The 23,808-nt window shown below is 62.8% G+C and carries 28 protein-coding genes and 3 tRNA genes; 23 read left to right on the top strand and 8 right to left on the bottom strand.

From position 1 onward, the window contains the following. Nucleotides 1–70 precede the first annotated feature (70 nt). The 11 genes from AWB76_RS00970 to AWB76_RS00930 all read left to right on the top strand — a co-directional run bounded on the left by AWB76_RS00970 (nt 71) and on the right by AWB76_RS00930 (nt 6,565). Nucleotides 71–385: a hypothetical protein gene (locus AWB76_RS00970; RefSeq protein WP_157696030.1), complete on the top strand. Its 315-nt coding sequence runs from the start codon at nt 71–73 to the stop codon at nt 383–385. Continuing rightward, a complete protein-coding gene (locus AWB76_RS00965) occupies nt 382–690 on the top strand; it encodes a hypothetical protein (protein WP_061158253.1) in 309 nt (102 codons plus the stop codon). The genes AWB76_RS00970 and AWB76_RS00965 overlap by 4 nt, the downstream gene beginning before the upstream one ends. Nucleotides 691–766: 76 nt before the next feature. Beyond that, nucleotides 767–1,777, top strand: coding sequence for a phage major capsid protein (locus AWB76_RS00960; RefSeq protein WP_157696029.1), 1,011 nt, complete (start codon nt 767–769; stop codon nt 1,775–1,777). A gap of 43 nt (nt 1,778–1,820) precedes the next feature. After that, entirely contained in the window at nt 1,821–2,141 is a 321-nt protein-coding gene (locus AWB76_RS00955; RefSeq protein WP_061158251.1) for a hypothetical protein, read from the top strand. A gap of 26 nt (nt 2,142–2,167) precedes the next feature. After that, entirely contained in the window at nt 2,168–2,521 is a 354-nt protein-coding gene (locus AWB76_RS00950; protein WP_061158250.1) for a hypothetical protein, read from the top strand. 22 nt (nt 2,522–2,543) lie between these two features. Next, nucleotides 2,544–2,726: a hypothetical protein gene (locus tag AWB76_RS40605; RefSeq protein ID WP_157696028.1), complete on the top strand. Its 183-nt coding sequence runs from the start codon at nt 2,544–2,546 to the stop codon at nt 2,724–2,726. 119 nt (nt 2,727–2,845) lie between these two features. Then, nucleotides 2,846–3,343, top strand: a complete 498-nt coding sequence (locus AWB76_RS00945; protein ID WP_074171269.1) for a phage terminase small subunit, hendrixvirinae-type — start codon at nt 2,846–2,848, stop codon at nt 3,341–3,343. A 22-nt stretch (nt 3,344–3,365) separates the two neighbouring features. Further along, nucleotides 3,366–4,055, top strand: a complete 690-nt coding sequence (locus AWB76_RS00940) for an HK97 family phage prohead protease (protein ID WP_061158248.1) — start codon at nt 3,366–3,368, stop codon at nt 4,053–4,055. Nucleotides 4,056–4,197: 142 nt separating this feature from the next. Beyond that, nucleotides 4,198–4,818 (top strand): hypothetical protein, encoded by a 621-nt coding sequence (locus AWB76_RS00935; RefSeq protein WP_061158247.1) that lies wholly within the window; start codon nt 4,198–4,200, stop codon nt 4,816–4,818. 761 nt (nt 4,819–5,579) lie between these two features. Then, nucleotides 5,580–5,729 carry a hypothetical protein gene (locus tag AWB76_RS41470; protein WP_167357720.1) on the top strand — a complete coding sequence of 50 codons (150 nt, stop codon included), beginning with the start codon at nt 5,580–5,582 and terminating at the stop codon, nt 5,727–5,729. Between the two features lie 233 nt (nt 5,730–5,962). After that, nucleotides 5,963–6,565 carry a chorismate mutase gene (locus AWB76_RS00930; RefSeq protein ID WP_061158246.1) on the top strand — a complete coding sequence of 201 codons (603 nt, stop codon included), beginning with the start codon at nt 5,963–5,965 and terminating at the stop codon, nt 6,563–6,565. Between the two features lie 7 nt (nt 6,566–6,572). Here the strand turns inward: AWB76_RS00930 and AWB76_RS00925 are convergent, their stop codons facing one another. Next, entirely contained in the window at nt 6,573–7,721 is a 1,149-nt protein-coding gene (locus AWB76_RS00925; RefSeq protein WP_061158245.1) for an exonuclease domain-containing protein, read from the bottom strand. Between the two features lie 572 nt (nt 7,722–8,293). On the opposite strand from AWB76_RS00925, the gene AWB76_RS00920 reads away from it, so the two are divergent. Both AWB76_RS00920 and AWB76_RS00915 read left to right on the top strand, forming a co-directional pair. After that, nucleotides 8,294–8,521, top strand: a complete 228-nt coding sequence (locus AWB76_RS00920) for a hypothetical protein (protein ID WP_096031241.1) — start codon at nt 8,294–8,296, stop codon at nt 8,519–8,521. A gap of 513 nt (nt 8,522–9,034) precedes the next feature. Further along, the gene (locus tag AWB76_RS00915) at nt 9,035–10,177 is read left to right on the top strand and encodes a porin (protein WP_061158244.1); all 1,143 of its coding nucleotides are present in this window, start codon (nt 9,035–9,037) and stop codon (nt 10,175–10,177) included. A gap of 83 nt (nt 10,178–10,260) precedes the next feature. Here the strand turns inward: AWB76_RS00915 and greB are convergent, their stop codons facing one another. Beyond that, entirely contained in the window at nt 10,261–10,812 is a 552-nt protein-coding gene (greB, locus tag AWB76_RS00910; RefSeq protein WP_061158243.1) for a transcription elongation factor GreB, read from the bottom strand. A gap of 171 nt (nt 10,813–10,983) precedes the next feature. Between greB and AWB76_RS00905 the strand changes: the two genes are divergently transcribed. Together AWB76_RS00905 and AWB76_RS00900 are read left to right on the top strand one after the other, a co-directional pair. Next, nucleotides 10,984–11,060 (top strand) — tRNA-Arg (locus AWB76_RS00905). Nucleotides 11,061–11,161: 101 nt separating this feature from the next. Further along, nucleotides 11,162–11,238, top strand: a tRNA-Arg gene (locus AWB76_RS00900). Nucleotides 11,239–11,295: 57 nt separating this feature from the next. Here the strand turns inward: AWB76_RS00900 and AWB76_RS00895 are convergent. The 5 genes from AWB76_RS00895 to AWB76_RS00875 form a co-directional block, all read right to left on the bottom strand. Then, on the bottom strand, nt 11,296–11,787 hold the full coding sequence (locus AWB76_RS00895) for a phage protein NinX family protein (protein ID WP_061158242.1): 492 nt from the start codon (nt 11,785–11,787) through the stop codon (nt 11,296–11,298). A 61-nt stretch (nt 11,788–11,848) separates the two neighbouring features. After that, entirely contained in the window at nt 11,849–14,245 is a 2,397-nt protein-coding gene (locus AWB76_RS00890) for a RelA/SpoT family protein (RefSeq protein WP_061158241.1), read from the bottom strand. A gap of 72 nt (nt 14,246–14,317) precedes the next feature. Next, complete coding sequence (gene rpoZ, locus AWB76_RS00885; RefSeq protein ID WP_006999799.1) at nt 14,318–14,521, bottom strand: DNA-directed RNA polymerase subunit omega; 204 nt, start codon at nt 14,519–14,521, stop codon at nt 14,318–14,320. A 70-nt stretch (nt 14,522–14,591) separates the two neighbouring features. After that, complete coding sequence (gene gmk, locus AWB76_RS00880) at nt 14,592–15,266, bottom strand: guanylate kinase (protein ID WP_061158240.1); 675 nt, start codon at nt 15,264–15,266, stop codon at nt 14,592–14,594. A 9-nt stretch (nt 15,267–15,275) separates the two neighbouring features. Further along, on the bottom strand, nt 15,276–16,226 hold the full coding sequence (locus AWB76_RS00875; protein WP_061158239.1) for a YicC/YloC family endoribonuclease: 951 nt from the start codon (nt 16,224–16,226) through the stop codon (nt 15,276–15,278). A gap of 240 nt (nt 16,227–16,466) precedes the next feature. Between AWB76_RS00875 and rph the strand changes: the two genes are divergently transcribed. From rph to AWB76_RS00845, 6 genes are all read left to right on the top strand, one after another. Then, complete coding sequence (gene rph / locus AWB76_RS00870; protein WP_061158238.1) at nt 16,467–17,225, top strand: ribonuclease PH; 759 nt, start codon at nt 16,467–16,469, stop codon at nt 17,223–17,225. Continuing rightward, nucleotides 17,218–17,835: an RdgB/HAM1 family non-canonical purine NTP pyrophosphatase gene (gene rdgB / locus AWB76_RS00865; RefSeq protein ID WP_061158237.1), complete on the top strand. Its 618-nt coding sequence runs from the start codon at nt 17,218–17,220 to the stop codon at nt 17,833–17,835. Before rph ends, rdgB begins: the two co-directional genes overlap by 8 nt. Further along, nucleotides 17,832–19,055, top strand: a complete 1,224-nt coding sequence (gene hemW, locus AWB76_RS00860) for a radical SAM family heme chaperone HemW (protein ID WP_061158236.1) — start codon at nt 17,832–17,834, stop codon at nt 19,053–19,055. The genes rdgB and hemW overlap by 4 nt, the downstream gene beginning before the upstream one ends. A gap of 11 nt (nt 19,056–19,066) precedes the next feature. Further along, complete coding sequence (locus AWB76_RS00855; protein WP_208606530.1) at nt 19,067–20,275, top strand: MFS transporter; 1,209 nt, start codon at nt 19,067–19,069, stop codon at nt 20,273–20,275. Between the two features lie 45 nt (nt 20,276–20,320). Further along, nucleotides 20,321–20,410, top strand: a tRNA-Ser gene (locus AWB76_RS00850). Nucleotides 20,411–20,665: 255 nt separating this feature from the next. After that, nucleotides 20,666–21,133, top strand: coding sequence for a hypothetical protein (locus AWB76_RS00845; protein WP_244173190.1), 468 nt, complete (start codon nt 20,666–20,668; stop codon nt 21,131–21,133). Between the two features lie 266 nt (nt 21,134–21,399). Here the strand turns inward: AWB76_RS00845 and AWB76_RS41465 are convergent, their stop codons facing one another. Further along, a complete protein-coding gene (locus tag AWB76_RS41465) occupies nt 21,400–21,558 on the bottom strand; it encodes a hypothetical protein (RefSeq protein WP_167357719.1) in 159 nt (52 codons plus the stop codon). Between the two features lie 140 nt (nt 21,559–21,698). On the opposite strand from AWB76_RS41465, the gene AWB76_RS00840 reads away from it, so the two are divergent. After that, nucleotides 21,699–22,187, top strand: a complete 489-nt coding sequence (locus tag AWB76_RS00840) for a TonB family protein (protein ID WP_061158234.1) — start codon at nt 21,699–21,701, stop codon at nt 22,185–22,187. Nucleotides 22,188–22,501: 314 nt separating this feature from the next. Next, a complete protein-coding gene (locus tag AWB76_RS00835) occupies nt 22,502–23,806 on the top strand; it encodes an MFS transporter (protein ID WP_061158532.1) in 1,305 nt (434 codons plus the stop codon). Nucleotides 23,807–23,808: the final 2 nt, after the last annotated feature.

The following is a 23,808-nucleotide window of genomic DNA, read 5'->3' as shown; positions in this document are numbered from 1 at the left end:
GAACAGATACATGAACAGACGCATGAACAAGACCATGCGCAAGAGCATGAACAAGCCCATGAACACGAACATGGACGACGACGACAATCTGCTGCGAGTCGAGATACGCGCGCAACGGCTTGCCGACGGCGCTTATGTCGTGCATGTAGGGGACGGTGAGGTAAGCGTGCCGCGCCGATTCGCGTCACTCGACGACGCCGGACGTGAGATTGCGCAGAGTGCCATCGAGACGTCACAGAAGGCGGGCCGCTGGTTCGACTTTCGTTTTGCTATCGGCATCGAGGACGACGACGACGAGCGCACGCTGGCCGCCGGTCTGGGGCATTCGATAGCGGCGCATCTGAGCGACTTGCGTCGTCAACTAATGGAAACGTCGAAGCCATGAAACCGGACGACGCCCCGCCGCTCGTCGTGCCGTATGACCGCGCCGTGCTCGCGCTCGTGGTGAGCCTGAGCTATCAAGTGCAGTTCGAGCTGCACGAGTTTGTGCGAGGCGATAGGCATGTCCGCGAGGCGACGGCGGAACGTCTGCTCAACCTTGCGCGCGGTACGTTGCGAAAGCGCGAGCAACTTGGCACGTTGCGCTATGCCGTGCGCCGCGACGGAGGCGGCCGCCGTTGGGTATCGCTGTTCGACGTGGCCGCCGAACAACTCGACTTGCGTATCAACGCGGGAAAAGACGTGAAGTAATCCGGCCGTCCATCGTCCACCATGAATTGAACCGGCCCGCGCTCGCGGCCGCTCAATCCAACCGGGAGACATGGACATGCTTATCGTGACCGACTTCGCGAGGGCGCTGGCCGCAATCGCGCGCTGCCGTGGCAATGTGCTGAACGCCAAGGCCATGGCCGCCGCGAGCTATGGCGAAACATCAAAGGTCGTTCTGCTATTGCAACGCGCGATTGACACCGGCGCGCTTTCGCTCGACGCCGGACAACTCGCGGACTACATCGGTACGGCGCCCGCCGTTTCCGTCGTCGGCGCCGTAGACCGCATCAGCCCGTGGCGCCGTGGTGCGCCCGGCGTTCCGGTACTCGTCGACAAAGTACCGCCGACGGCTTCATGGCGTCGTGAAGGTGCGCCGCTCGTCGTCACCAATGCGTCGTTCGATATCGTGCGCCTTTCGGGCGACAGGAGTGTCGGCGGCATCATCTGCTATACGGCCGAAGCCGGGCGCGCATTGGGCGACGTGTTCATGCGCCAGTTAGGCGACGACGCCGCGAGCGCCGTGGCCGCCGCCGAAGGTTCCGCCCTGTTCGACCCCGACAACGACGGCACCGGCGACGCCCCCGAATCGCTCGTGCATGCGGGCATCACGGTCGCATCGACCGGCACGAGCGCCGACGAACTGCGCGCCGATATCGGCCGGGTTCTCGACCAATTCGAAGGCGACGCGCAACGCGCGGTATGGGTGGCGAGCGCATCGAGCGCCGCGCGCTTTGCCCTGTTGGGCGACGGCCTAGGCAACGCCGACACGACCGTCAGAGGCGGCGCTTTAACCGGCTTTCCGCTGGTTGCGGCCGCTGGCGTTCCGCCTGACGTGCTCTCGCTTGTTGACCCGTCCGGCGTCGTCATTTTCGACGACGGTTTGCGCGTCGATACGTCCGAACAGACCTTGCTCAACACGACCGACGACGAAGGCGCGACCGAAGTCTTGAGCTTGTGGCAAGCGAACATCGGCGCGGCGAAGTTCTCGCGCGTGGCGGACTGGCAAGCCGCGCGCCCCGCGAGCGTCGTCACGCTGACCGGCATCGACTGGACGACGCCGACACCCTGAACCACTCGCCAATTCTGGGGAGCCGTTACGGGAGCCGCCCGCCATGTGCAACGAGATATCGACGAACGCCGCGAGCATCGCCGAACGTCACGCACTGCGCGACTACTGGCGACGCATGAGCGCGCTCGAACGCGCCGTGCTATCCGCCGTGCGCGCGGGCCGCAAGCTGACGCCCGCCGACACCGACGACGCCGCGGTGCGCGTGCTCGTGGCCGCCGTGCTCGACCTGCCCCAATACAATCGCGGGCTGAACGTCGCGAACCTGTTCATCGACACCGACGACGCGCATGCACATTGGCATCTGCTCGTGGAACTCGACGGCGGCAATCGCACGCTCGCGCTCGTCGTGCCCTATCCGTCGTGAGCTATCGAACCTTGGAGACAAACATCATGTGCATCTGCTACACCGGCGAACATTGCGATTGCTACGGCGACGCCCGCACCTATCGACACGAGCGCGCCCGGCAAGCTGTCGCAAGCCGCATCGAGCACGACCTGCTCGACCTGCTCGACGACCCCGCCGCGTGCGTGGTATCCCCGCTGGCCGTGCGCCTTGCTGACCTGATTCGCGCCCGGCTCGACGAACTCGCCGACGAACGCGGCGACGGACAACAGCGGCGAGTTATCGACGTGCTCGTGACCGGGCAAGGCGGCGCTTACTTCTGGCTCGACGGCGACGGCATGCAGTATCACGCCCGGCTCGACGAGGCCGCCGAAGCCGCGCCTATCCGGCTTGTGGCCTGAACCGGCGAGGACGAACATCATCATGTTTTCGTCGCGACGAACCTGGCTATTGACGTGGCGCACGAGGCGCGGCCGCCGTGCAATCAAGCTGCCGCTCGTGCTCGTGGCCCCGCTCGCGTTCGTGCTGTTCATCGTCTGCACGCCGCTCGACCTGCTCGTGCGTCTGCTCGTGTGGACGGTCGCACGGCCGAACAAGCCGAAGTAAACGCGGGGCACCCCCTAGGGCGGGGAGGGTTTTAGCAAGGCCGAAACAAAGCGGACACCCCATGAGCACCTTCGTTTCCATAAAAGTGGATTTTTCCCCTAACCAGACCGGAGCCGACCATGACCGCAAAGCCGCGTGAGCCTAGGCCATTCCCCATAGCGCCGCCGCCTATCCCGCCGCGCTCGTGGGGCCGTTCTGCGACTCGACTATGGAATCGCGTTCTGGCGAGCTTTCCCGAAGGGCATTTTCGCGCGAGCGATAGCGAAGACCTTGCCGTCTACGTGCGGGCCGCGCTCGAAGTCGAAGAACTCGAAGCGACGATTGCGAAAGAGGGCCGCGTGCTGACCGACGAGACGACGAAACGCCGATATGCGCATCCGGCGTGCGTGCTGCGTGACCGGGCCGCCGCTCGACTGGCGTCTGCTGGCTCGAAGCTGCGATTGCACCTATCGAGCCGCATGCGAAGCGAGGACGCGAACACGGCTTCGAAGCAACCGGCCGCGCAACGCATGCGGCCGTGGGAGAGCAACGCGTATTTCGAGGACGGCGTGACGCCGCCCAAAAAGAGCAACGGCAAGAGGGCCGCGCCGAACGTGCGCGACAAATACGGCTTCTGATACGACCGGGAGAGACGACACCATGAGCGACACGACCAAGGGCAAGACGCCGCACGACGGCTATTTGCGCGAGCATGCGCGCAACACGAACATGCGGCTCGAAATCCGGAGCGCCGACGAGAGCACGCGCGAGATTCGCGGCATTGCATCGACCGGCGATATCGACCGCATGAACGACATTCTCGACCCGGCCGGAGCCGTCTGGAAAACGCCGCTGCCGCTGCTCGAACAACACGACCATGCGCGCATTATCGGCACGGTATCGAGCCTGAAGCGCACGCCGAAGGGCATCGAATTCGCGGCCCGCGTGGCGAAGGTGACGACGCCCGCCAGTCTGGCCGAACGCATCGACACGGTATGGGCGCTGATTCGCACGAAGCTGCTCAACTCGGTTTCAATCGGCTTCCGTCCGACCGCATGGCGGCCGCGCGACGACGGCAAGGGCATGGTTTTCGAGGCGTTCGAAATTCTGGAATTGTCCGTCGTGACCGTGCCCGCGAACGGGCGCGCGACTATCGAGAGCGTGAGCGAAGCCGCGAGCTTCACGCCGTCCGCACTCGACATGGAGGTTGCCGCCGTGCTGGCGCGTGGCCGCTCGACGGCGACGAGAACTATCACGCGCGTGGTGCGGCTCGACGGCGGCGCACCGGCTCGACCATCCGCTGGCGTAGTGCGGCTGACGCCGAAGGACTGGCAACGGGTGAAGCAATAGGCCGCGAGCGGGGCCACAAATGCTCACTGCCGTGTCTCCGCCGCTACGCAGCGGCCGCCCATGAGTGTTAGTGCACCCGTGATTGCGACCTTCCGCGTGGTAAAGTCGCGCTCGAAAAAACAACCAAAATGGAGCGTGAACGATGAGCGCCGCCTGTTCGATCGATTGGAAGCTACTGCTTGAATACCTAAAGGTGTTTCTGTCGTGGCCGGTCATCGTTGGCTTGTGCATCTTTGCCGCGTCGCGCCGCTACTCGGAAGAAATCAAAGCGCTTATCAATCGCATCGCCAGTCTTGAATTTATGGGTGGGAAGCTCGTCACGCAACAGGAAAAGGTTGAGGCAGAACAGGGCGTAGACGGCAGCGACTCCATTGCCGCTCCTAGCGTTCCAGAACTCGAAGGACTCCACCTCAGTCCAGAGCAGGTAGTACAGATCCGGAATCTGTTTGCGGCCGAGGGCGCAGCCGCGCGGATCTGGGAATACCGATACATGAACTACTTTTTCGCACCCGCGACACAACACGCCCTTGATTGGATGATTAGCCTGAATGCCGGGACGACACGCAACGCATACGACGCGTTTTGGAGTCCACGAGTTCCGGCCGCCGCCGAACGAGATGCCATGATCGTCGCTCTGGAAAGGCATCAATGCATCGTCCTCGACGGTCCGGCCATCCTTGTAACAGACAAGGGACGAGAATACGCCGCGTGGCCCGAAAGGCGGATTCTCAGTGTTGTTGCCACACCATTCCCGACCACCTAGGGGCATCGCACGCGCCTTTCTTCATTGCTCACTAGCACCTGACGGGCGGCTCCATGGTGCTATACTCCTTGCTTGCTAGTGCTTTGTAAAGTATTCGTAATGCGAAGGTCGGGGGTTCGATTCCTCTTTCCGGCACCAACAAGATTCAGGCAGTATTAAAAAACCCGCGATCACGCAAGTGTCGCGGGTTTTTGCTTTTGCGCGCCGTATCTTCGATGGCCGCAAGTATCTTTCGCGCTTTCGCAACGATCGCCAGCGGCGTACAAGACATTGCGATTCGAATCGAAAAACGGCCTCAACCATTTCACGATCCGACCCGTCGCGCGCCTGATTCGTCTTATATGTGCGCTTTCGTACAACAACAAGCCATTTTCCGCTGCGCACCATGAAGCGTCAACGCTGGTTTCCCGGTATCGTTATATCCATAGAGGAAAAGCTACAGTTTAAGTACGCGACGAGCACTGACGGCACGAAGCCAGGCAGCACGCGGCTCGCCGGGCGGTCGTCGCAGAGCGGAAAACCGTATCTTTTGCAGCAATTGATTCAAGGACCGGAAACGAATTACCGATGACGTTCCGATCCTGACACGAACGATCATGCGTTAGTTAAAAGGACCGCCAATCCGGCTCAAGCCGAGGCGGTCATGATCCGATAACGCATTTATAGAGGAAACCGAATTTCGTATTTCGGTGGTATGCGGCACCGCAATAGCCGCATCAGCCGGGTTGGCGCAATTGTTGTTGTCATTGAGGAGAGAGATCATGGACGCGAAACCGACGAAAATCCCGACGCCTGACAAGGTGTACTGTCCGGATCCGGAACCGGTTGCCGTCGAATTTCTCGCGACCGAGCTGCCCGAGCATGTGCGCGCGTTCTTCGACGAACAGCGCGACTCGGCGCAGTCGAAATAGGCGGACACGCTGGGTCACGCCGTCGTCGTGAGAACGACGCCCGCCGCGCGCGGCGCACTCGGACCGTCCGGTCCGGATATGGCTCACGCCAGGCCGCGTCGCGCCCCTTGTCCATGACCGCTCCGGGCGGGTCGTGCGGTGTGGCTCGTCCATCCTGAACGTCTTCCGTCAGTGGCTGCCGTCGTTCCCGTTCGAGAGCGGTGCGCTATTCTGGCGCTTTTGCCCGGACACCGATGCGCCGCCGATCGCCCTCTTCCCTCCTCGCTTCCGCCGCTTTGGCCGCTACGCTTGCGCTCGCCGCGCCCGCATCCGTGCAAGCCGACGGCGACGATACGCCGTTCACCAACCTCATCGCCCTCGTCTCGCAACGGCTCGCGCTCGCCGAACCGGTTGCGCGCTGGAAGTGGGCGCATCACGAGCCGATCACCGACGCGCCGCGTGAAGAAGCGTTGCTCAAGCACGTCGAAACGAAAGCCCATGCCGAGCAAGTCGATCCCGAATTCGCGCGGCAGTTCTTTCGCGATCAGATCGACGCCAGCAAGGATGTGCAGAATGCGCTCTTCGCCAACTGGCGCGCGTTGAAGGCCGTGCCGGAAGAATCGCCGCCCGATCTCGCCAGGGACACGCGTCCGAAGCTCGATCGGCTAACGCAATCGCTCGTGACGGCGCTCGCGCACGTCGAGCCGATTCGCCATGCCGAGGACTGCCCGGTACGGCTCGCCGAAAGCGTCGCACGATGGAAACATCTGACGCGCTACAACTCGTCGATGAACGCGCCGCTCATGCGCGCGCTCTCGCACGTCTGCGCGTCGGGCGGCGTGGGCGCGGTCGGCTGATTGCGCGTCAGATGATGGCGGACGCGAGCGTTGCTGCAGCGAGCGGCGTCGCGGCGAGACCGCGCGCGAAACGCTCGCTCAATACGCGATAGGTCGACAATTCGAACGCGGGCGCATCCGCGTTCGCGCGCAGCGCAGCGGCTTGCGCGAGCGAACGCGCCATGCCGAGATAGCACCAGTTGTCGATGACATGCCACACGCGCTGTCCCGACGCCTCGTCGCGCTCTTCGATTGCGATCGCACCAGCGTAAGGCCACGGCGCGCCGCGGACATCGCCGGAACGCGACTTCGGCGCGCGGTTGTGCGCCGGACGCGCATTCGCGATCCATTGCGCTTCGGCAAGCAATGCACCGATCTCGCCGCCCGTCGCTTTCCATTCGAGACGGCGCACGAGCGCGGCCAGGCGCAGATCTTTCGCCGATCGGCGCGGCCCGACGAGATGCGAACGCACGCGCTGCCGCAAGCGTACGCTTCGGCCGACATAGAGCGGCACGTCGTCGTCGCCATAGAACATATAGACGCCGCAGCCCGCCGCGATCTGTTCGATCGTGTCTTCGTCGATATGCGCCGCGAGCTGGAACCGGCGCGTCACGCGGTCGAGATGCGCGCGCAGCACATCCGGCGCGTGCGCGCGATGCAGATGCTGCCAGAACTGCCAGAGCAGATCGGCGTCGGCCAGCGCGCGATGCCGCGCAGAAGGCACGAGCGCGTGACGCTCGACGAGCGCATCGAGGCCGTGGCGGCTCTCGGCCGGATAAACCGCGCGGGACAGTTGCACCGTACACAGCACATCGGGCGCGAAGCGAAGACACATGCGCCTGAATTCGCCCTTGAGAAAACCGTGATCGAAGTGCGCGTTATGCGCGACGAAGAGCCGGCCGTTCATGCGCTCGAGCAGGTCGGACGCGAGCTGTTCGAACGTTGGGGCGTCGCGCACCATCGCATCGGTGATGCCGGTCAACTGCTGCACGAACGAGGAAATCGGCCGTTGCGGATTGACGAGCGATGCCCACTGCGACACACCCGACGGCCCGACCTCCACGACGCCGATCTCGGTGATCCGGTCGACGCCGAACGTGCTGCCAGTGGTTTCGAGGTCGACGAAGACCACGGGCTCGGAGGGAAAGGCAAAGCTTGCGGACGGATCGGGATGCATCGTGGACGGCGGGAGCTACGTCTAATGGAGCGAACGCTGGATTGCCCATTCTAACGCAGCACGGGGTCGAGGGCTTTCGATCTGATACGCATTGCACGGTTGCGGCTTTCGGGACTTTCGCGCGCCTTCAGAACATTCCATTTTTTGCTCACGACAGTAAGCCGGTGCTGAGTCTTAAACACCGCAATGGCGGATAACCCCTAACTACATTTCCGGATTATCAAAAGCTCGACTCTCCGCTGCCACACGAACCGATACCCGCCGCGCCGTCGGGCGCGGATGCCTGTCAGACGGGCGTTGCCGGACCGGGCACGCGCCGCCGGCACCGGATACCGATTATCTGCCTGATGCCGCTCGGGATTTTCCACAGCGGTAAAGACAGCTTCGATTTTGAATCAAAACCAGTAAATCCGCCCTGGAATAAATCCACGATCCCGTTAAAGTTCGGAACGCTCTTTTTCAATGTAAAAGAACGACCGAATCGTAAGTGTTTACTCGTCTTGCCCGATTCTCCGCCATTAAGCATCATGGAAACTATATTGCAGCTTAAATGTAATCGGAGGCCAACGACGATGATCCAGCTCAATCGATTCACACAATGGTTGAAATCGCTCGCAGCGCCATCGCTCACTCCGGCGACAGAATCTGCTTCACACCTCGATTTCGATCCGGTATGGCATGGCGATCACTGGCAGAACCTGCTTTCATCGCCGATGGACGCAAGGCATTACGTGATGGAGGACTGGACAACGCCGCTGGACGGGGATCTGGTCGAAGATGAGGCCACGCCGGGCCGGTAAGACGATGAGGCAAAAAAAAGCGCGACCGGGAAGTCGCGCTGACAAAGTTTGGAGATCTTTTTCCGTCAACGAAAAAGTCTGCTTCGGAAAGCAGAAATGACAGTATAGCGATGCGGTCCGCATTAATTACCTGCAAAAGCCGCAAACTTCTGTTTCAAATATCTCAACAATCGATTTTCAGAGCCGATCCGTTGTTTTCTTGCGCAACTCATGTCGCGCGTGCGCAACGTCGTTTTGTTGACACTTCCACCCTTACGACTTTATTCCTCGATAAATCATTGTATTTAAAGAAAAATATGCGTGGCAGCGATCATTGCCGCATCAACAATGGATTATTGTGGAAATTGGAAGTCCTTCCGCTGTAACACCGTCTTTACACTTCGTCTGGTCCGGAAACAAATGTGTCGGCGCCGCCGATTCGTTGCTCATCCGCCCGCGCCTCTCGCAGCGCGCCGGAGCGAGGTTTCCTCAAAGCCTGGGTCCCCGGCCCAAACTGCTCTCGGAGTTACAAAGATGAAAAAGACTCTCATGGTCGCTGCCCTGACGGGCGTTTTTGCTACCGCCGCCCATGCGCAAAGCAGCGTCACGCTGTACGGCCTGATCGATGCGGGCATCACCTACACGAACAACCAGCAAGGCCACAGCAACTGGAAGGCGACGAGCGGTTCCGTGAACGGCAGCCGTTGGGGCCTGCGCGGTTCGGAAGACCTCGGCGGCGGCCTGAAGGCGATCTTCACGTTGGAGAACGGCTTCAACATCATGAACGGCACGAACGGCCAGGGTGGTCGTGAGTTCGGCCGTCAGGCATTCGTCGGTCTGTCGAGCAATCAGTTCGGCGCCGTGACCCTCGGCCGTCAATATGACTCCGTGGTCGACTTCCTCGGGCCTCTCGCTCTGACGGGCACGCAATACGGCGGCACGCAGTTCGCCCACCCGTTCGACAACGACAACCTCGACAACACGTTCCGCGTCAACAACTCGGTCAAGTACACGAGCGCGAACTACGCTGGCTTCAAGCTGGGCGCGATGTACGGCTTCTCGAACGAAGCCGGCGGCTTCGCGGATAACCGTGCTTACAGCGTCGGCGCGTCGTACAACTATGGCCCGTTGAACGTTGCGGCTGCTTATATGCAACTGAACAACGTCGGCTCGGCGACGAACAACGTCAGCGGCGCGGTCACGACCGACAACACGCCGTTCGTCGCTTCGCGTCAGCGCATCTTCGGCGGCGGCATCAACTACGCGTTCGGCCCGGCAACGGTCGGCTTCGTGTTCACGCAGACGATGCTGGACAACGCGACGCAGCTGACGAACGTCGGCTCGCAAGGCGCCGGCAACATCGCGCTGAACGGCGACAGCATGCGCTTCACGAACTACGAAGTGAACGGCCGCTACAACCTGACGCCGGCTCTGTCGATCGCGGGTGCGTACACGTACACCGACAGCCGCATCGAAGGCGAAAAGCCGAAGTTCCATCAGTTCAGCCTGCAAACGGCGTACGCGCTGTCGAAGCGTACCGATGTCTACCTGCAAGGCGAATACCAGCACATGACCGACCAGGAAGGCCTGCCGGTTGGTGCGGTGATCAACGGCGTGGGTATGTCGTCGAACGGCAACCAGGTTTCGGCAACGGTTGGCATGCGTCACCGCTTCTAAGCTTCGCTTCGAAGCCGGACAGACAGTCCCGCTGTAAAAAAGCCGCTCTTCGGAGCGGCTTTTTTTCGTTCGGGCGCTTGGTTTCAGCGTGGATATCGCACGTCGAGGATATCGATCTGCTGCACGCCCGCAGGCGTATGCAGCGGCACCGTGTCTCCGATCTTCGCCTTCAGCAGCGCCCGCGCGACGGGCGAGATCCAGCTCACGTAGCCGCGATCCAGATCCACTTCATCGACGCCGACGATCGTCACCGTCTTCATGTCGCCGTCGTCGCCGGCGTAGTCCACCGTCGCGCCGAAGAAAACCTGATCGACGTTCTCCTGCCTGCTGCTGTCCACCACTTCGGCGAGATCCAGACGCTTGCCCAGAAAGCGGATACGCCGGTCGATCTCGCGCAGCCGGCGCTTGCCATAGATATAGTCGCCGTTCTCCGAGCGATCGCCGTTGGACGCGGCCCAGGAGACCAGCCTGACCACTTCCGGGCGCTCGGTATCCAGCAGCTGCAACAGCTCGTCACGCAGCCGCTGGTGGCCTTGAGGCGTGATGTAGTTCTTCGTGCCCGCCGGAACGTCGGGCTGGCCGAGTTCGAGGTCGTCGTCGGTGTCGTCCGACTCTTTGACAAATGCCTTGTTCATGATGCGCGTCGATGCCGATTGATGTCGAACTTCGGAGGTAGTTGCTTTCGAAACATCAACTTACCACGCCGACGCCCTCTTTCGCCGGAGGGACATCGATAGAAAATTCGAAAATTTGGCCCGAAGCCCTTCCTTTTCGGAATGGCCTTGGCTATAATTCCGCTTCTGCGTGCGGCTGTAGCTCAGTTGGATAGAGTACTTGGCTACGAACCAAGGGGTCGTGGGTTCGAATCCTGCCAGCCGCGCCACCTATTCTGATGTTTTCGCTTTCGGCGGTCGCGCCGGTCAGATGAAAACATCAAGCGCTTAACCACAAGCGCAGTGCAGTATAAGCAGTACCGTTTTGCGTGCGGCTGTAGCTCAGTTGGATAGAGTACTTGGCTACGAACCAAGGGGTCGTGGGTTCGAATCCTGCCAGCCGCGCCATCTTTCGAAGGGCCTTCCATACGGAAGGCCCTTTTTGTTTTCTGCTTCGGAACGTCGCTACGGCCGGGGCACCGGACTGATATCGCCGATATGCCTGTCAGGCGAAGGCACGTCCTCCACCGATGCCACCGCGCTCGGCTCCCCGATCGGCTCGGCGCGCACGCCCATCAGCGATTGCGGACGACGCAAATATTCCCCTTCGACCGTATCGCCGAACGTGTGTCGCACGAAGGCGCGCAGCAACGCGATACGCAGCGATTCCGCCCGTCCTTCCACCGGCTTGCCGTCCTTGCCGAAGACCACCGTGCAGACCACCTCGCCGCGCCCGTGGTCGTGCATTTCCAGCTTGCAGGCGCGCTCCAGAACGACGGCCGCCGCATCCCACGACGTCGACGGCAGGAAGCGACCGTCCCAAGGCTTGCCACGGTCGTTGCCGCGAATGGAGAGCGTCTCTCCGCTGTCGGTGAAGTGAATCTCTCGGATGAATTCGTGCAGCCCGCGCGCGACCCAATAGTCGAGCGTGGCGCCTTCGAGATCGGAAGTGTTCATTGCGGCGCTTTCTCCTGTTCGTCGACGACGACAGGCATGCACACCGCATACCCGCGCCGCGTCAGTAGTCGGCGCGTTCGCGGTCGATGCGCATGCCGCCGTCCTGATTGCGGTGATGCGGTTCGTCGCTCGGACGCTCGCGCGCGATGCGCATCACGTCCGGATTGGTGCGCACGCGGCGCATGACGTTCGCCAGATGCACGCGGTCGCTCACCTGGATCACGAAGCGCAGCAGCTTCGCTTCCTGCGACACGTCTTCGTCCATCGCGATGTGCACGATATTGGCATCCGCGGATGTAATGTCCGCGGCAACGCGCGCAAATACGCCCTTCGTGTTCTTGACGAGCACCTTCACGGCGACATCGAAGAGACGGCCCGGCTGCGGCGCCCACGCGACGTCGATCCAGCGGCCCGGATCGCGCCGATGGATACGCTGCGCGACGCGGCATTCAGTCGTGTGGATCGCCATGCCGAGCCCGATGCCGATGTAGCCCATGATGTCGTCGCCGGGAATCGGGCGGCAGCACGGCGACAGTTGCACCGACATGCCTTCCGTGCCCGTGATGACGACCGGCGGCGCGGTGTTCGTGTTGTGATGCTCGCGATGCGGATGATCTTCGTCGTCGGCGATGCCGTTCATCAGCACCTCGATGCGCTTGGCCATGACCGCCGCCACGCGCCGGCCGAGACCGATATCCGCGAAAATTTCCTGCCGCGTCTTGTTGCCGGTCCACTGCACGAGCTTTTCCCACACTTCCGGCGTGACGTCGGAGAGCGCGAGGCCGTAACCTTTCAGACTCTGATCGACGAGCCGCTCGCCGAGCTGCACGGACTCGTTCAGGCGCATCGTCTTCAGATAGTGACGGATGGCCGAGCGCGCCTTGCCGGTGCGCACGAAGCCGAGCCACGCGGGATTCGGCTTCGAATACGGCGCGGTGATCACTTCGACGATGTCGCCGCTCTTCAGCTCCGTGCGCAGCGGCAGAAGCTCGTTGTTGATCTTCACCGCGACGCACTGGTTGCCCAGGTCGCTATGGATCGAATACGCGAAGTCGAGCGCGGTCGCGCCGCGCGGCAGCGGCATGATCTTCGACTTCGGCGTGAAGACGTAGACGGCGTCCGGGAACAGGTCGATCTTGACGTGTTCGAGGAATTCGCTCGAATCGCCCGCTTCGCTCTGGATATCCAGCAGCGACTTGAGCCATTGATGCGCACGCTTCTGGACGTCGTTCAGATCCGCGCCGCCGTTCTTGTAGAGCCAGTGCGCCGCCACGCCCGCTTCCGCGATCTCGTGCATCTTGCGCGTGCGGATCTGGAACTCGATCGGCGCGCCGAATGGGCCGACGAGCGTAGTGTGCAGAGACTGATAGCCGTTCACTTTCGGAATGGCGATGTAGTCCTTGAACTTGCCCGGCACGGGCTTGTAGAGCGCATGCAGCGCGCCGATGCACGTATAGCATTCGAGCGCACTCTCGACGACGACGCGAAAGCCGTACACGTCGAGCACCTGCGAAAACGACAACTGCTTGTCGCGCATCTTTTTGTAGATGCTGTAGATCGTCTTTTCGCGGCCGGTGACTTCCGCGTTGATCTTCGCATCCGCGATGGTGCGCTGCACCGCTTCGAGAATCTTGCCGACCACTTCGCGCCGGTTGCCGCGCGCCGCTTTCACCGCTTTTTCGAGCGTGGCGTAACGGTTCGGGTTGAAGTTCGCAAAGGACAGATCCTGCAGCTCGCGATACGTATTGTTCAGACCAAGCCGATGCGCGATCGGCGCATAGATATCCAGCGTCTCGCGCGCGACGCGCCGGCGTTTCTCCGGCGGCACCGCGCCGAGCGTGCGCATGTTGTGCAGCCGGTCGGCGAGCTTGACGAGGATGACGCGCACGTCGCGCGCCATCGCGAGGAGCATCTTGCGGAAGTTTTCCGCCTGCGCTTCCTCGCGATTGCGGAATTCCATCTTGTCCAGCTTGGACAGGCCGTCGACCAGTTCCGCGACTTTCGCGCCGAAGCGCTCCGCGATTTCAGTCTTGGTCACGCCCTGATCTTCGATCACGTCGTGCAGCAAGGCCGCCATGATCGATTGCGCGTCGAGCTTCCAGCCCGCGCAGATTTCCGCGACCGCGACCGGATGCGTGATGTACGGCTCGCCGCTCTGGCGATATTGCCCGAGGTGCGCTTCGTCGCTGAAGTGGAAAGCCGCCTTGACTTCCTTGATCTCTTCCGGACTGATGAAGCTCGCGAGCGCGTTCGTCAGTTTCGCGATGGAAACGACGTCGTGCTTGCGCGGCTGCTCCGGCGTCGCGGTCGGGCCGAACAGATGGCGGAAGGACTGTTCGAGGACCGCGTCGATGTACTTGCGCGCCGCGTGCGGCTTCTCGGCATCGAGCAGCGAATCGGCGTCGATTTCGATGTCGGGATCCACGGCGGTGGAGATGGGCAACGGTGTCTGACTCATCTTCCCCTCCGCGGTGACGTGGCGCGTTGTGTGGTCGGTTGCAAAAAATGAAACCGTGTAGAACTGCAGCCCTTAGACGGGCACCTTCTTCAACATTTCGATGCCAACCTGACCGGCCGCGATCTCGCGCAGCGCGACGACGGTCGGCTTGTCGCGGCTTTCGATCTTCGGCGTGTGGCCCTGCGCGAGCTGGCGCGCGCGATACGTTGCCGCAAGCGCGAGCTCGAAGCGATTCGGGATTTGTTTCAGGCAGTCTTCGACGGTGATGCGGGCCATGTTTGTTTCCTTCGGAATATGGGTTTTATTCTACCTTATGTGACCGGGTCGACCCGGTCACTGCAGTGCGTCACGATTGCGGCGTGGAGTGGATGCCGAGGTCCACGAAAAGCTGCGTGTTGCGGGCGTATTGCGACGTGAAGCGCAGGCGCGTCGCGGCGACGAGACAGCGCAGTTCGTTGAGCGCGCGATCGAAGTTCTCGTTGATGACGACATACTCCGCTTCCGATGCATGCGCCATTTCGCTACCGGCCGCGAGCAGGCGCCGCACGATCACTTTTTCGGAATCCTGGCCGCGTTTCTTGAGGCGATCTTCGAGCGCGTCGAGCGACGGCGGCAGGATGAAAATCTCCACCGCATTGCGGAACTGCTTCTTCACCTGCTGCGCGCCCTGCCAGTCGATTTCGAGCAGCACGTCGTGGCCCTGCTGCATCTGCTCGGCGATCCACAGCTTCGACGTGGCGTAGTAGTTGCCGTGCACTTCGGCGCTTTCGAGAAACTCGCCCTTGTCGCGCCGCTCCATGAATTCATCGACGGACACGAAGTGATACTGCACGCCGTTGGTCTCCTTCGAGCGCGCCTCGCGCGTCGTGTACGAAACCGACAGCAGGATCTCCTTGTCCTCGGCGAGCAGCGCGTTCACGAGCGTCGACTTGCCCGCGCCCGAGGGCGCGACGACCATGAACAGATTGCCGGGATAGATGCCCGTGTAGTGGCTATGCGAGCGGTGCGTGGTATTCGGCATGATGTTGCATTACTCCAGATTCTGTACTTGCTCGCGCATCTGCTCGATGAGCAATTTCAGCGTCATCGATGCATCGGCGAGTTCCTTCGCCGCGGCCTTCGAGCCGAGCGTGTTCGCTTCACGGTTGAGTTCCTGCATCATGAAGTCGAGACGCTTGCCGACCTTGCCGCCCTTTTGCAGCACGTGGCGCGTTTCGTTCAGATGCGCGGTGAGACGCTGCAATTCTTCCGCGATGTCGATGCGGATGCCGTACATCGTCACTTCCTGACGGATGCGCTCGGCGATTTCCTCGCGCGGCACGCTCGTCGTGACCGTCGCGCCGCTTTCATTGGTCGCGATGCCGAGCGCGTCCTGCAGACGTTCGACGATCTTCTGCTGATGCTTCGCGATGAGTTCCGGCACGAGCGGCGTAATGCGCGCGACGATCGCTTCCATCTCCGTCACGTTGTCGATCAGCACTTTGCCGAGCGCCGCGCCTTCGCGCGCACGCACTTCGATGAGATCGGCGATGGCCTGCTTGCCGCACGCGAGCACGGCTTCACGCAAGCTTTCCTGCGACACAGAACTCTCCGCGAGCACGCCGGGCCAGCGCAGGATTTCGCCGGTGCGCATGCGCTCGGCGTCGGGAAAGATGTCGAGCACGGCGCGCTCGAGCGTGGCGAGTTGCGTGAGTGCGTCGCGATTGAGCGCGCCCGCGTTCGCCGTCTGCTCGACGCGATTCAGGTTGATGCGGATATCGACCTTGCCGCGCGAGAGCCTGGACATCAGCATTTCGCGCAACTGCGGCTCGGTTGCGCGCACGTCTTCGGGCATGCGGAAATTCAGATCGAGAAAGCGCGAATTCACCGTGCGCAATTCCACCGATACACCGACGCCCGAACCGCCGGCGCCATTGGGTCCCGCGCCATCCGCGACGACTTCGCGCGTCGCGCTGGCATAGCCTGTCATGCTGTAGATCATGGTACGTCTCGCGATTGAGAGCCTTCGTTGCGAAGACCCATTCGATACGAAACGCCCGGCGCTGTCGAAAGTGCCTGTGAAGTGGCTTGCGTTGGGCCGCCGGGCGAGGAAAGCGCATTATCCCATTTTTGCCGCCAGGCCCGCCCGGACGGCGGTGCGCGAACGACGCCGCCCGGTGAATGACGATAAAATCGGCGGGTCTCGCCGGGATTTCCCGTCCAATTCTCTCGAACATTATCCATGACCGACTCTCCCCTGCTCAAGACTTCTCCTCCGCGCCCGAGCGGCCGCCGCGCGAATCAGTTGCGCGACGTGCGCATCTCGCGGCATTACACGAAGCACGCGGAAGGCTCGGTGCTCGTCGAATTCGGCGATACCAAGGTGATCTGCACGGCGAGCATCGCCGAGCGCGTGCCCGAATTCCTGCGCGGACGCGAGCAAGGCTGGCTCACCGCCGAATACGGCATGCTGCCGCGCGCGACGCACACGCGCAGCGACCGCGAAGCCGCGCGCGGCAAGCAGACGGGCCGCACGCAGGAAATCCAGCGCCTGATCGGCCGCGCGCTGCGCTCGGTGTTCGATCTGAACGCGCTCGGCGCGCGCACGCTGCATATCGATTGCGACGTCATTCAGGCCGACGGCGGCACGCGCACGGCGAGCATCACGGGCGCGTTCGTCGCCGCGCACGATGCGGTCGGCAAGCTGCTGGCGTCGGGCAAGATCGCGAAGTCGCCGGTGAAGGAGTTCGTCGCGGCGATTTCGGTCGGCATCTTCGAAGGGTCGCCCGTGCTCGATCTCGACTACGACGAAGACTCGCAATGCGATACCGACATGAACGTCGTGATGACGGGCGCGGGCGGTTTCGTCGAAGTACAGGGCACGGCGGAAGGCGCGCCCTTCACGCGCGACGAGATGAACGAACTGATCGCGCTCGCCGACAGCGGCATCAAGGCGCTGATCCTGAAGCAGAAGGAAGCACTGGGGATTCACGGTGTCTGATGTCAATGGTCTTGGCCGTGTCGTGCTCGCATCGAACAATGCGGGCAAGCTGCGCGAGTTCGCATCGCTGCTGGATGCGGCGGGCATCGAACTGATCGCGCAGGGCGAGCTCGGCGTGCCGGAAGCGCCCGAGCCGCACGCGACCTTCGTCGAGAACGCTTTGGCGAAAGCGCGGCATGCGGCAACGCTCACCGGCCTGCCCGCGCTCGCCGACGACTCCGGCCTCTGCGTGCGCGCGCTGAACGGCGCACCGGGCGTGTATTCGGCGCGTTTTGCGTCGATGAACGGCGGCGCAAAAAGCGATGCCGCGAACAACGCGCGCCTCGTCGCCGAGTTGGCGAATCAGCCGGATCGACGCGCGTACTACTTCTGCGTGCTCGTGCTCGTGCGTCACGCCGACGATCCCGAGCCGCTCATCGCGGAAGGCCGCTGGCACGGCGAAGTGATCGATGCGCCGCGCGGCGCGAACGGCTTCGGCTACGATCCGCACTTCTTCCTGCCGACGCTCAACGCAACCGCCGCCGAACTCGATCCCGCGCGCAAGAACGCGCTGAGTCATCGCGCGCTCGCGCTGCGTGACCTGCTGCAACGACTGAAGGAACTTGCGTGAGCGCCGGACCGAAAACGATCAACATTGTGAAGGCGTTCACGTCGCCGGGCAGCATCCGGCTGACGTCGCTGCCGCCGCTTTCGCTGTATGTGCATTTCCCGTGGTGCGTGCGCAAGTGCCCGTACTGCGACTTCAACTCGCACGAGTGGAAAGACGACGCGTTCCCCGAGGACCGCTATCTCGATGCCTTGCGCGCCGATCTCGAAAGCGCGCTGCCGCTCGTGTGGGGACGGCAGGTGCATACGATCTTCATCGGCGGGGGCACGCCATCGCTGTTGTCGGCGAAAGGGCTGGATCGTCTACTTTCCGATGCCCGCGCGCTGCTTCCCATCGATGCCGACGCCGAGATCACGCTCGAAGCCAACCCCGGCACGTTCGAAGCGGCGAAGTTCGCGTCGTTCCGGGCGAGCGGCGTAAACCGGTTGTCGATCGGCATTCAGAGTTTCAACGAGGCGCATCTGAACGCGCTCGGCCGCATCCACGATGCAACGCAGGCGAGGAAAGCCGTCGAAATCGCCGCGAAGCACTTCGACAACTTCAATCTCGATCTGATGTTCGCGCTGCCGCAGCAATCGCTCGACGAGTGCCGCCACGACATCGACACGGCCATTTCCTTCGCGCCGCCGCATCTGTCGCTGTATCACCTGACGATGGAACCGAACACGGTTTTCGCCAAATATCCGCCCGCGCTTCCCGACGACGACGCCTCCGCCGACATGCAGGACTGGATTCACGAGCGCACGCGCGAAGCCGGTTACGCGCGCTACGAAGTCTCGGCGTATGCGAAGCCGCATCGGCAAAGCAGACACAACCTGAACTACTGGCGCTTCGGCGATTATCTCGGCGTCGGCGCGGGCGCGCATACGAAGCTGTCGTTTCCGTCGAAGATCCTGCGTCAGGCGCGCTTCAAGCATCCTGCGAGCTACATGGACCACGCGCTCTCGCCCACCGAAACCGCGATTCAGGAAGAACGCGAGGTCGGACCGCGCGATCTGCCCTTCGAGTTCATGTTGAACGCGCTGCGGCTCGTGGAAGGCTTTCCGGTGCATTCGTTCATCGAGCGCACGGGTTTGGCGCTATCGGCGGTCGAGCCTGCCCTCGTCGATGCGGAAAAGCGCGGGCTCATCACGCGCGACATCGACCGTATTGCGCCGACTGAGCTCGGCCAGCGCTTTCTCAACGATCTCCAGGAGCTGTTTTTGAAGGATCCGCACAATTGAGCGCGCCGACGATGGCGCCGGACTCGGTGATGCGGCATCGCCCGTTCGCGCTCTTCTGGACCGCGCGGGTGATGTCGTCGGTGGCGTTTCAGATGATGTCGGTCGCGATCGGATGGCAGGTCTATTCGATCACGCACAGCGCATACGCGCTCGGTCTGGTCGGACTCGCGCAATTCCTGCCGATGTTCGTGCTGACGCTCGTCGTCGGACACGTCGCGGACCGGTACGACAGGCGCGTGATCGCGTACGTGTGCCAGTCGATCGAGGGCATCGCCGCACTCGTGCTGTGTCTGGGCGCGTGGCACGGATGGCACGACGTCGCGCCGATCTACGCGATCGCCGCGATCACCGGCGCGGCGCGGGCGTTCGAATCGCCGTCGATGGCCGCGCTCCTGCCCAATCTCGTCGCGCGCAACCAGTTGCAGCATGCGAGCGCGTGGTCGACTTCCGCGAATCAGACCGCGCAGATCCTCGGCCCCGCGATGGGCGGCGTGCTGTACGGGCTTGGCGCGCTGACGGTGTACGGCGCGGTGACGGTCGCGTTTCTGGTCGCGGCGTGCGCGGTGGCGGCGATCACGATCGATGAAGCCGTGCGCATGCGCGCGCCGCTGTCGTTCGAGGCGCTGTTTTCGGGCATCGGCTTCATTCGCAGCAAGCCGGTGATTCTGGGCGCGCTGTCGCTCGATCTCTTCGCCGTGCTGCTCGGCGGCGCGACCGCGCTCTTGCCGGTGTATGCGCGCGACATCCTGCATACCGGGCCGTGGGGACTCGGGATTTTGCGCGCGGCGCCGGCGGTCGGCGCGCTCGCCGGGTCTATCTGGCTCGCGCATTTTCCGTTGCGGCAGCGCGCGGGCAATGCGCTTTTTGGCGGCGTGATCGCATTCGGGATCGCGACGATCGTGTTCGGGTTGTCGCGCAATATGTATGTGTCGCTGGTTGCGCTGGCGGCGCTGGGCGCCTCCGATGTGATCAGCGTGGTCGTGCGCCTGTCGCTCGTGCAGTTGCAGACGCCGGATGAAATGCGCGGGCGCGTCGGCGCGATCAATTCGCTGTTCATCGGCACGTCGAATCAGCTTGGCGAATTTGAATCGGGGATGACGGCGGGTCTGTTCGGCGCGGTGCCGGCGGTGCTGATCGGCGGGATTGGGACGATCTTCGTCGCGCTTCTGTGGATGCGGCTTTTTCCCGCGCTCAAGGCGACGAAATCGCTCGAAGGTTGAGCGTTCCTGCAGGGGCATGACTTGCGCTACAATACGCGCCTTGCTGGAGGTGTGGCCGAGCGGTTTAAGGCACCGGTCTTGAAAACCGGCGAAGGAGCGATCCTTCCGTGAGTTCGAATCTCACCGCCTCCGCCAGAACAAATCGAAGCCCCGTGAGTTGAAATGCTTACGGGGCTTTTGTCATTCCCTGCCGTTGGCAGCGATCTTTCAACGCTTTGGCAAGGATGTCGCCGTAATCCTTCAACTGCGACGTCCTTGCTTCGAAATCCTGACCAAAACCCGACTGCGCCACAATTTCAGACAAAACGCCTATTCGATACCCGACGAGACACGTATCTTCGGCATGCCTCCTTCCGGGATTCCCCCATGCTCGTTTGAAGGAGGGCTTCAATGGGAAAGGCTGGACTTGGGCCTCGCGATTCGCGAGGCCTTTTTTTTGCCCGCAGCACAGATAAGCGCGTTCCGCCAAAAATCGATGTGAACATGAAGGCCGTAACGCCATCTAACGGCCTCATCGATCACAACGCGGAGCATCGCCCCATGAAGCCAAGCCGCATCACGCAGATCCTTGCCGTTTGCACCGCCGCCCTGAGCCTGTCTGCGCACGCTCAACCTCAACCCAACGCGCAATGGCGCGCGACCGAGTCCACGCTCTTCGACCTGATTCAAAACGGATATGGGATCGTTGCGGTGACGAGCGTCGCCGCGCGCAGTTCGGGCCTTCCCGAAGACACCTACGTGCTTCAGAAAAACAATAGTCTCTTCCGCTGCGTAGAAACGCGCGCGGCAGAGACCGGCGCGGCGCGTTCAACCGCGCCGATCCATTGCGCCGAGCTCGTCAAGCCCTACACCGAGTGACGTCGCAACGAAACGCTCAGTTGTCGTCGGACCGGACGGGCGGACGCACGTGTGGAACCGGCTCGGCTTTGGTCGCGTCCGTCTTGGGCGCAGCACGTTTCGAATCGCTCTTCGAATGCGCCGCGGACGCCGGTTGCTGTTGCCGCGCGGGCGCGCCCGCCGGTGCAGATTGGTTCTTGCGTGACATGGCATTCCTCCCGCCAATCGGGGACATCCCCTTTCTACCTTAGCACCGCCTCAGCCATGCCGCTTACCGCGCGCACGGTTCAGCCGACCGGTGCTTCGCCCTCGCCCGACTGCTTGCCGGGCCTGTCGTTCGGGCCTTGCTTGCGATTCTCGTCGTCGCGTTCGGGCAGCTTGCTTTTTTCGTTGTCGCTGTGCTCGGTCGTCTTTCCGTCGTCCGGGCGATTCGTCTCGCTGTTCATGCCGTCCTCCTGAAGTGCGTTCGAGTGAAGGCCTTCTCAGCAAGTGCCGCGCCCGAACGCGCGCGAGCGCACGTAATTATTCCGCTCACGTTCTTCCCAACGACTACCATTTAAGTAACGCCACTTCGGCAGCGCCTGCGATGTTTGCGTCACGTTCATGTTTTGCCGCGGTTGCGCTCATCGGCGCGTTGCTGATCAGCGCCTGCACGATCACGCCGCCGCCGGGCGTCGTGGCCGCGCGTGCCACCGCGCCCGCCGCGCCGGCCGTCTCCGGACAGACGCTCAACGATTACAAAGCCCGCATCGCGCAGCGCATCTTCGAGCGCAATCCATCGCTCGTGCTGAAGGGCACGCCGCAAGCGATGCTGCGCTCGTTCGTGCTCGTGTCGTTCACGGTGGATGGCAGCGGGCGGCTCGTCGAATCGTCGGTGTACCGCACTAATGGCGACGACGATGCCGAAGCCACCGCCCTCGCCTCGCTGCGCCGAGCATCGCCGTTGCCCGCGCCGCCCGCGCGTCTTCTGAACGGCAACGGTCAACTGGAGCTTTTCGAAGGCTGGATGTTCAACGACAACGGCCAGTTCCAGTTGCAAACGTCGCACTCGCCGCAAGCCACGACCATCGATTGATTGGCGCTCTCACCGCACGCTCGTTATAATTTTTTGCACCCCGGCCGGACCCGCCTCCGGCATGGCCTTCGCGGCGCACTCACCCCGCGCGCTGGACGAAGCGCCTGAGCGCCGTCCATCCGCGCCGCGACATCGCACGCCACTCGCACGCGCCGTCGAACCCTGGCTTCCCGCCACTGCATCGCAATCCCTACAAAAAGCTGACGCGCGCGCCGGGCGACGATATCGCTCGTCATTTCGATCGCTCTTGCCCCGCGATGCGCGCGACAATGCTTCGCAATAACGCAATAACGCAACACGACAACGGAGACAACATGGCCTCACCCTCGCTTTCCGCCGCAAAGCCCGGCGACGGAGCCCAAAGCGCTTCACGCGTGATTTTCGCGAGCTTCATCGGCACCGCGATCGAGTTTTATGACTTCTATGTCTACGCGACCGCCGCCGCGCTCGTCATCGGACCGGTGTTCTTTCCGCACGACTCGCCCGCCGCGCAAGCGCTCTCGGCCTTCGTCACCTTCGGCATCGCGTTCTTCGCGCGGCCCATCGGCTCGTTCATCTTCGGGCACTTCGGCGATCGCATCGGCCGCAAATCGACGCTCGTCGCCTCGCTGCTCGTGATGGGAATTTCGACGACGCTCATCGGCTTCGTGCCCGGCTACGATTCGATCGGCAGCCTCGCGCCGATTCTGCTCTGCGTCCTGCGCTTCGGCCAAGGCATCGGCCTCGGCGGAGAATGGGGCGGCGCCGCGCTGCTCGCGACCGAATACGCGCCGCAAGGCAAGCGCGGGCTCTTCGGCATGTTTCCGCAGCTCGGGCCGTCGATCGGCTTTCTCGCGTCGAATGGCCTCTTCTTCGGTCTCGCGCTCTCGCTCTCCGACGAGCAATTCCGCAGCTGGGGCTGGCGCGTGCCGTTCATCGTGAGCGCGGTGCTGGTGGCGCTCGGCCTGTACGTGCGCCTGAAAATCGCGGAGACGCCCGCGTTTCGCGCCGCCGTCGAGCGTGAAGAGCGCGTGAAGGTGCCCGTTGCGACGCTGCTCGGCAGCCATCTCGTGCCGACGCTCCTCGGCGCGTTCGCGATGGTCGTCTGCTACACGCTCTTCTATATCTCGACGGTGTTTTCGCTGTCGTACGGCGTCGCCAAGCTGCATTTCGCGCGCGAAACGTTCCTCGGCCTGCTGTGCTTCGCCGTGCTGTTCATGGCGATCGCCACGCCGGTTTCCGCGATCGCGAGCGACCGCTTCGGGCGCAGGCCCGTGTTGATCGTCGGCTGTCTGCTGGCGATCCTCTCCGGCTTCGCGATGGCGCCGCTCCTCGGCAGCGGCGACACCATCCAGGTCGCGCTGTTTCTCACGATCGAGCTCTTCCTGATGGGCGTCACCTTCGCACCGATGGGCGCGCTCCTGCCCGAGTTGTTCCCGACCAACGTGCGCTACACGGGCGCGGGCGTCGCGTACAACCTGGGCGGCATTCTGGGCGCATCGGTGGCGCCGTACATCGCACAATTGCTTGCCAACCGCGGCGGGCTGACGTGGGTGGGCGGCTATGTGTCGGCGGCGGCGGCGGTGAGTCTCATCGCCGTGCTGTGCATGCGCGAGACGCGCAACATCACGCTCGATTGAAG

It is taken from the genome of Caballeronia temeraria, from assembly GCF_001544795.2.
GTDB lineage: Bacteria > Pseudomonadota > Gammaproteobacteria > Burkholderiales > Burkholderiaceae > Caballeronia > Caballeronia temeraria.
Note: the sequence above shows the minus strand (reverse complement) of the source record. Positions and strands in the feature narration are given on the sequence as shown.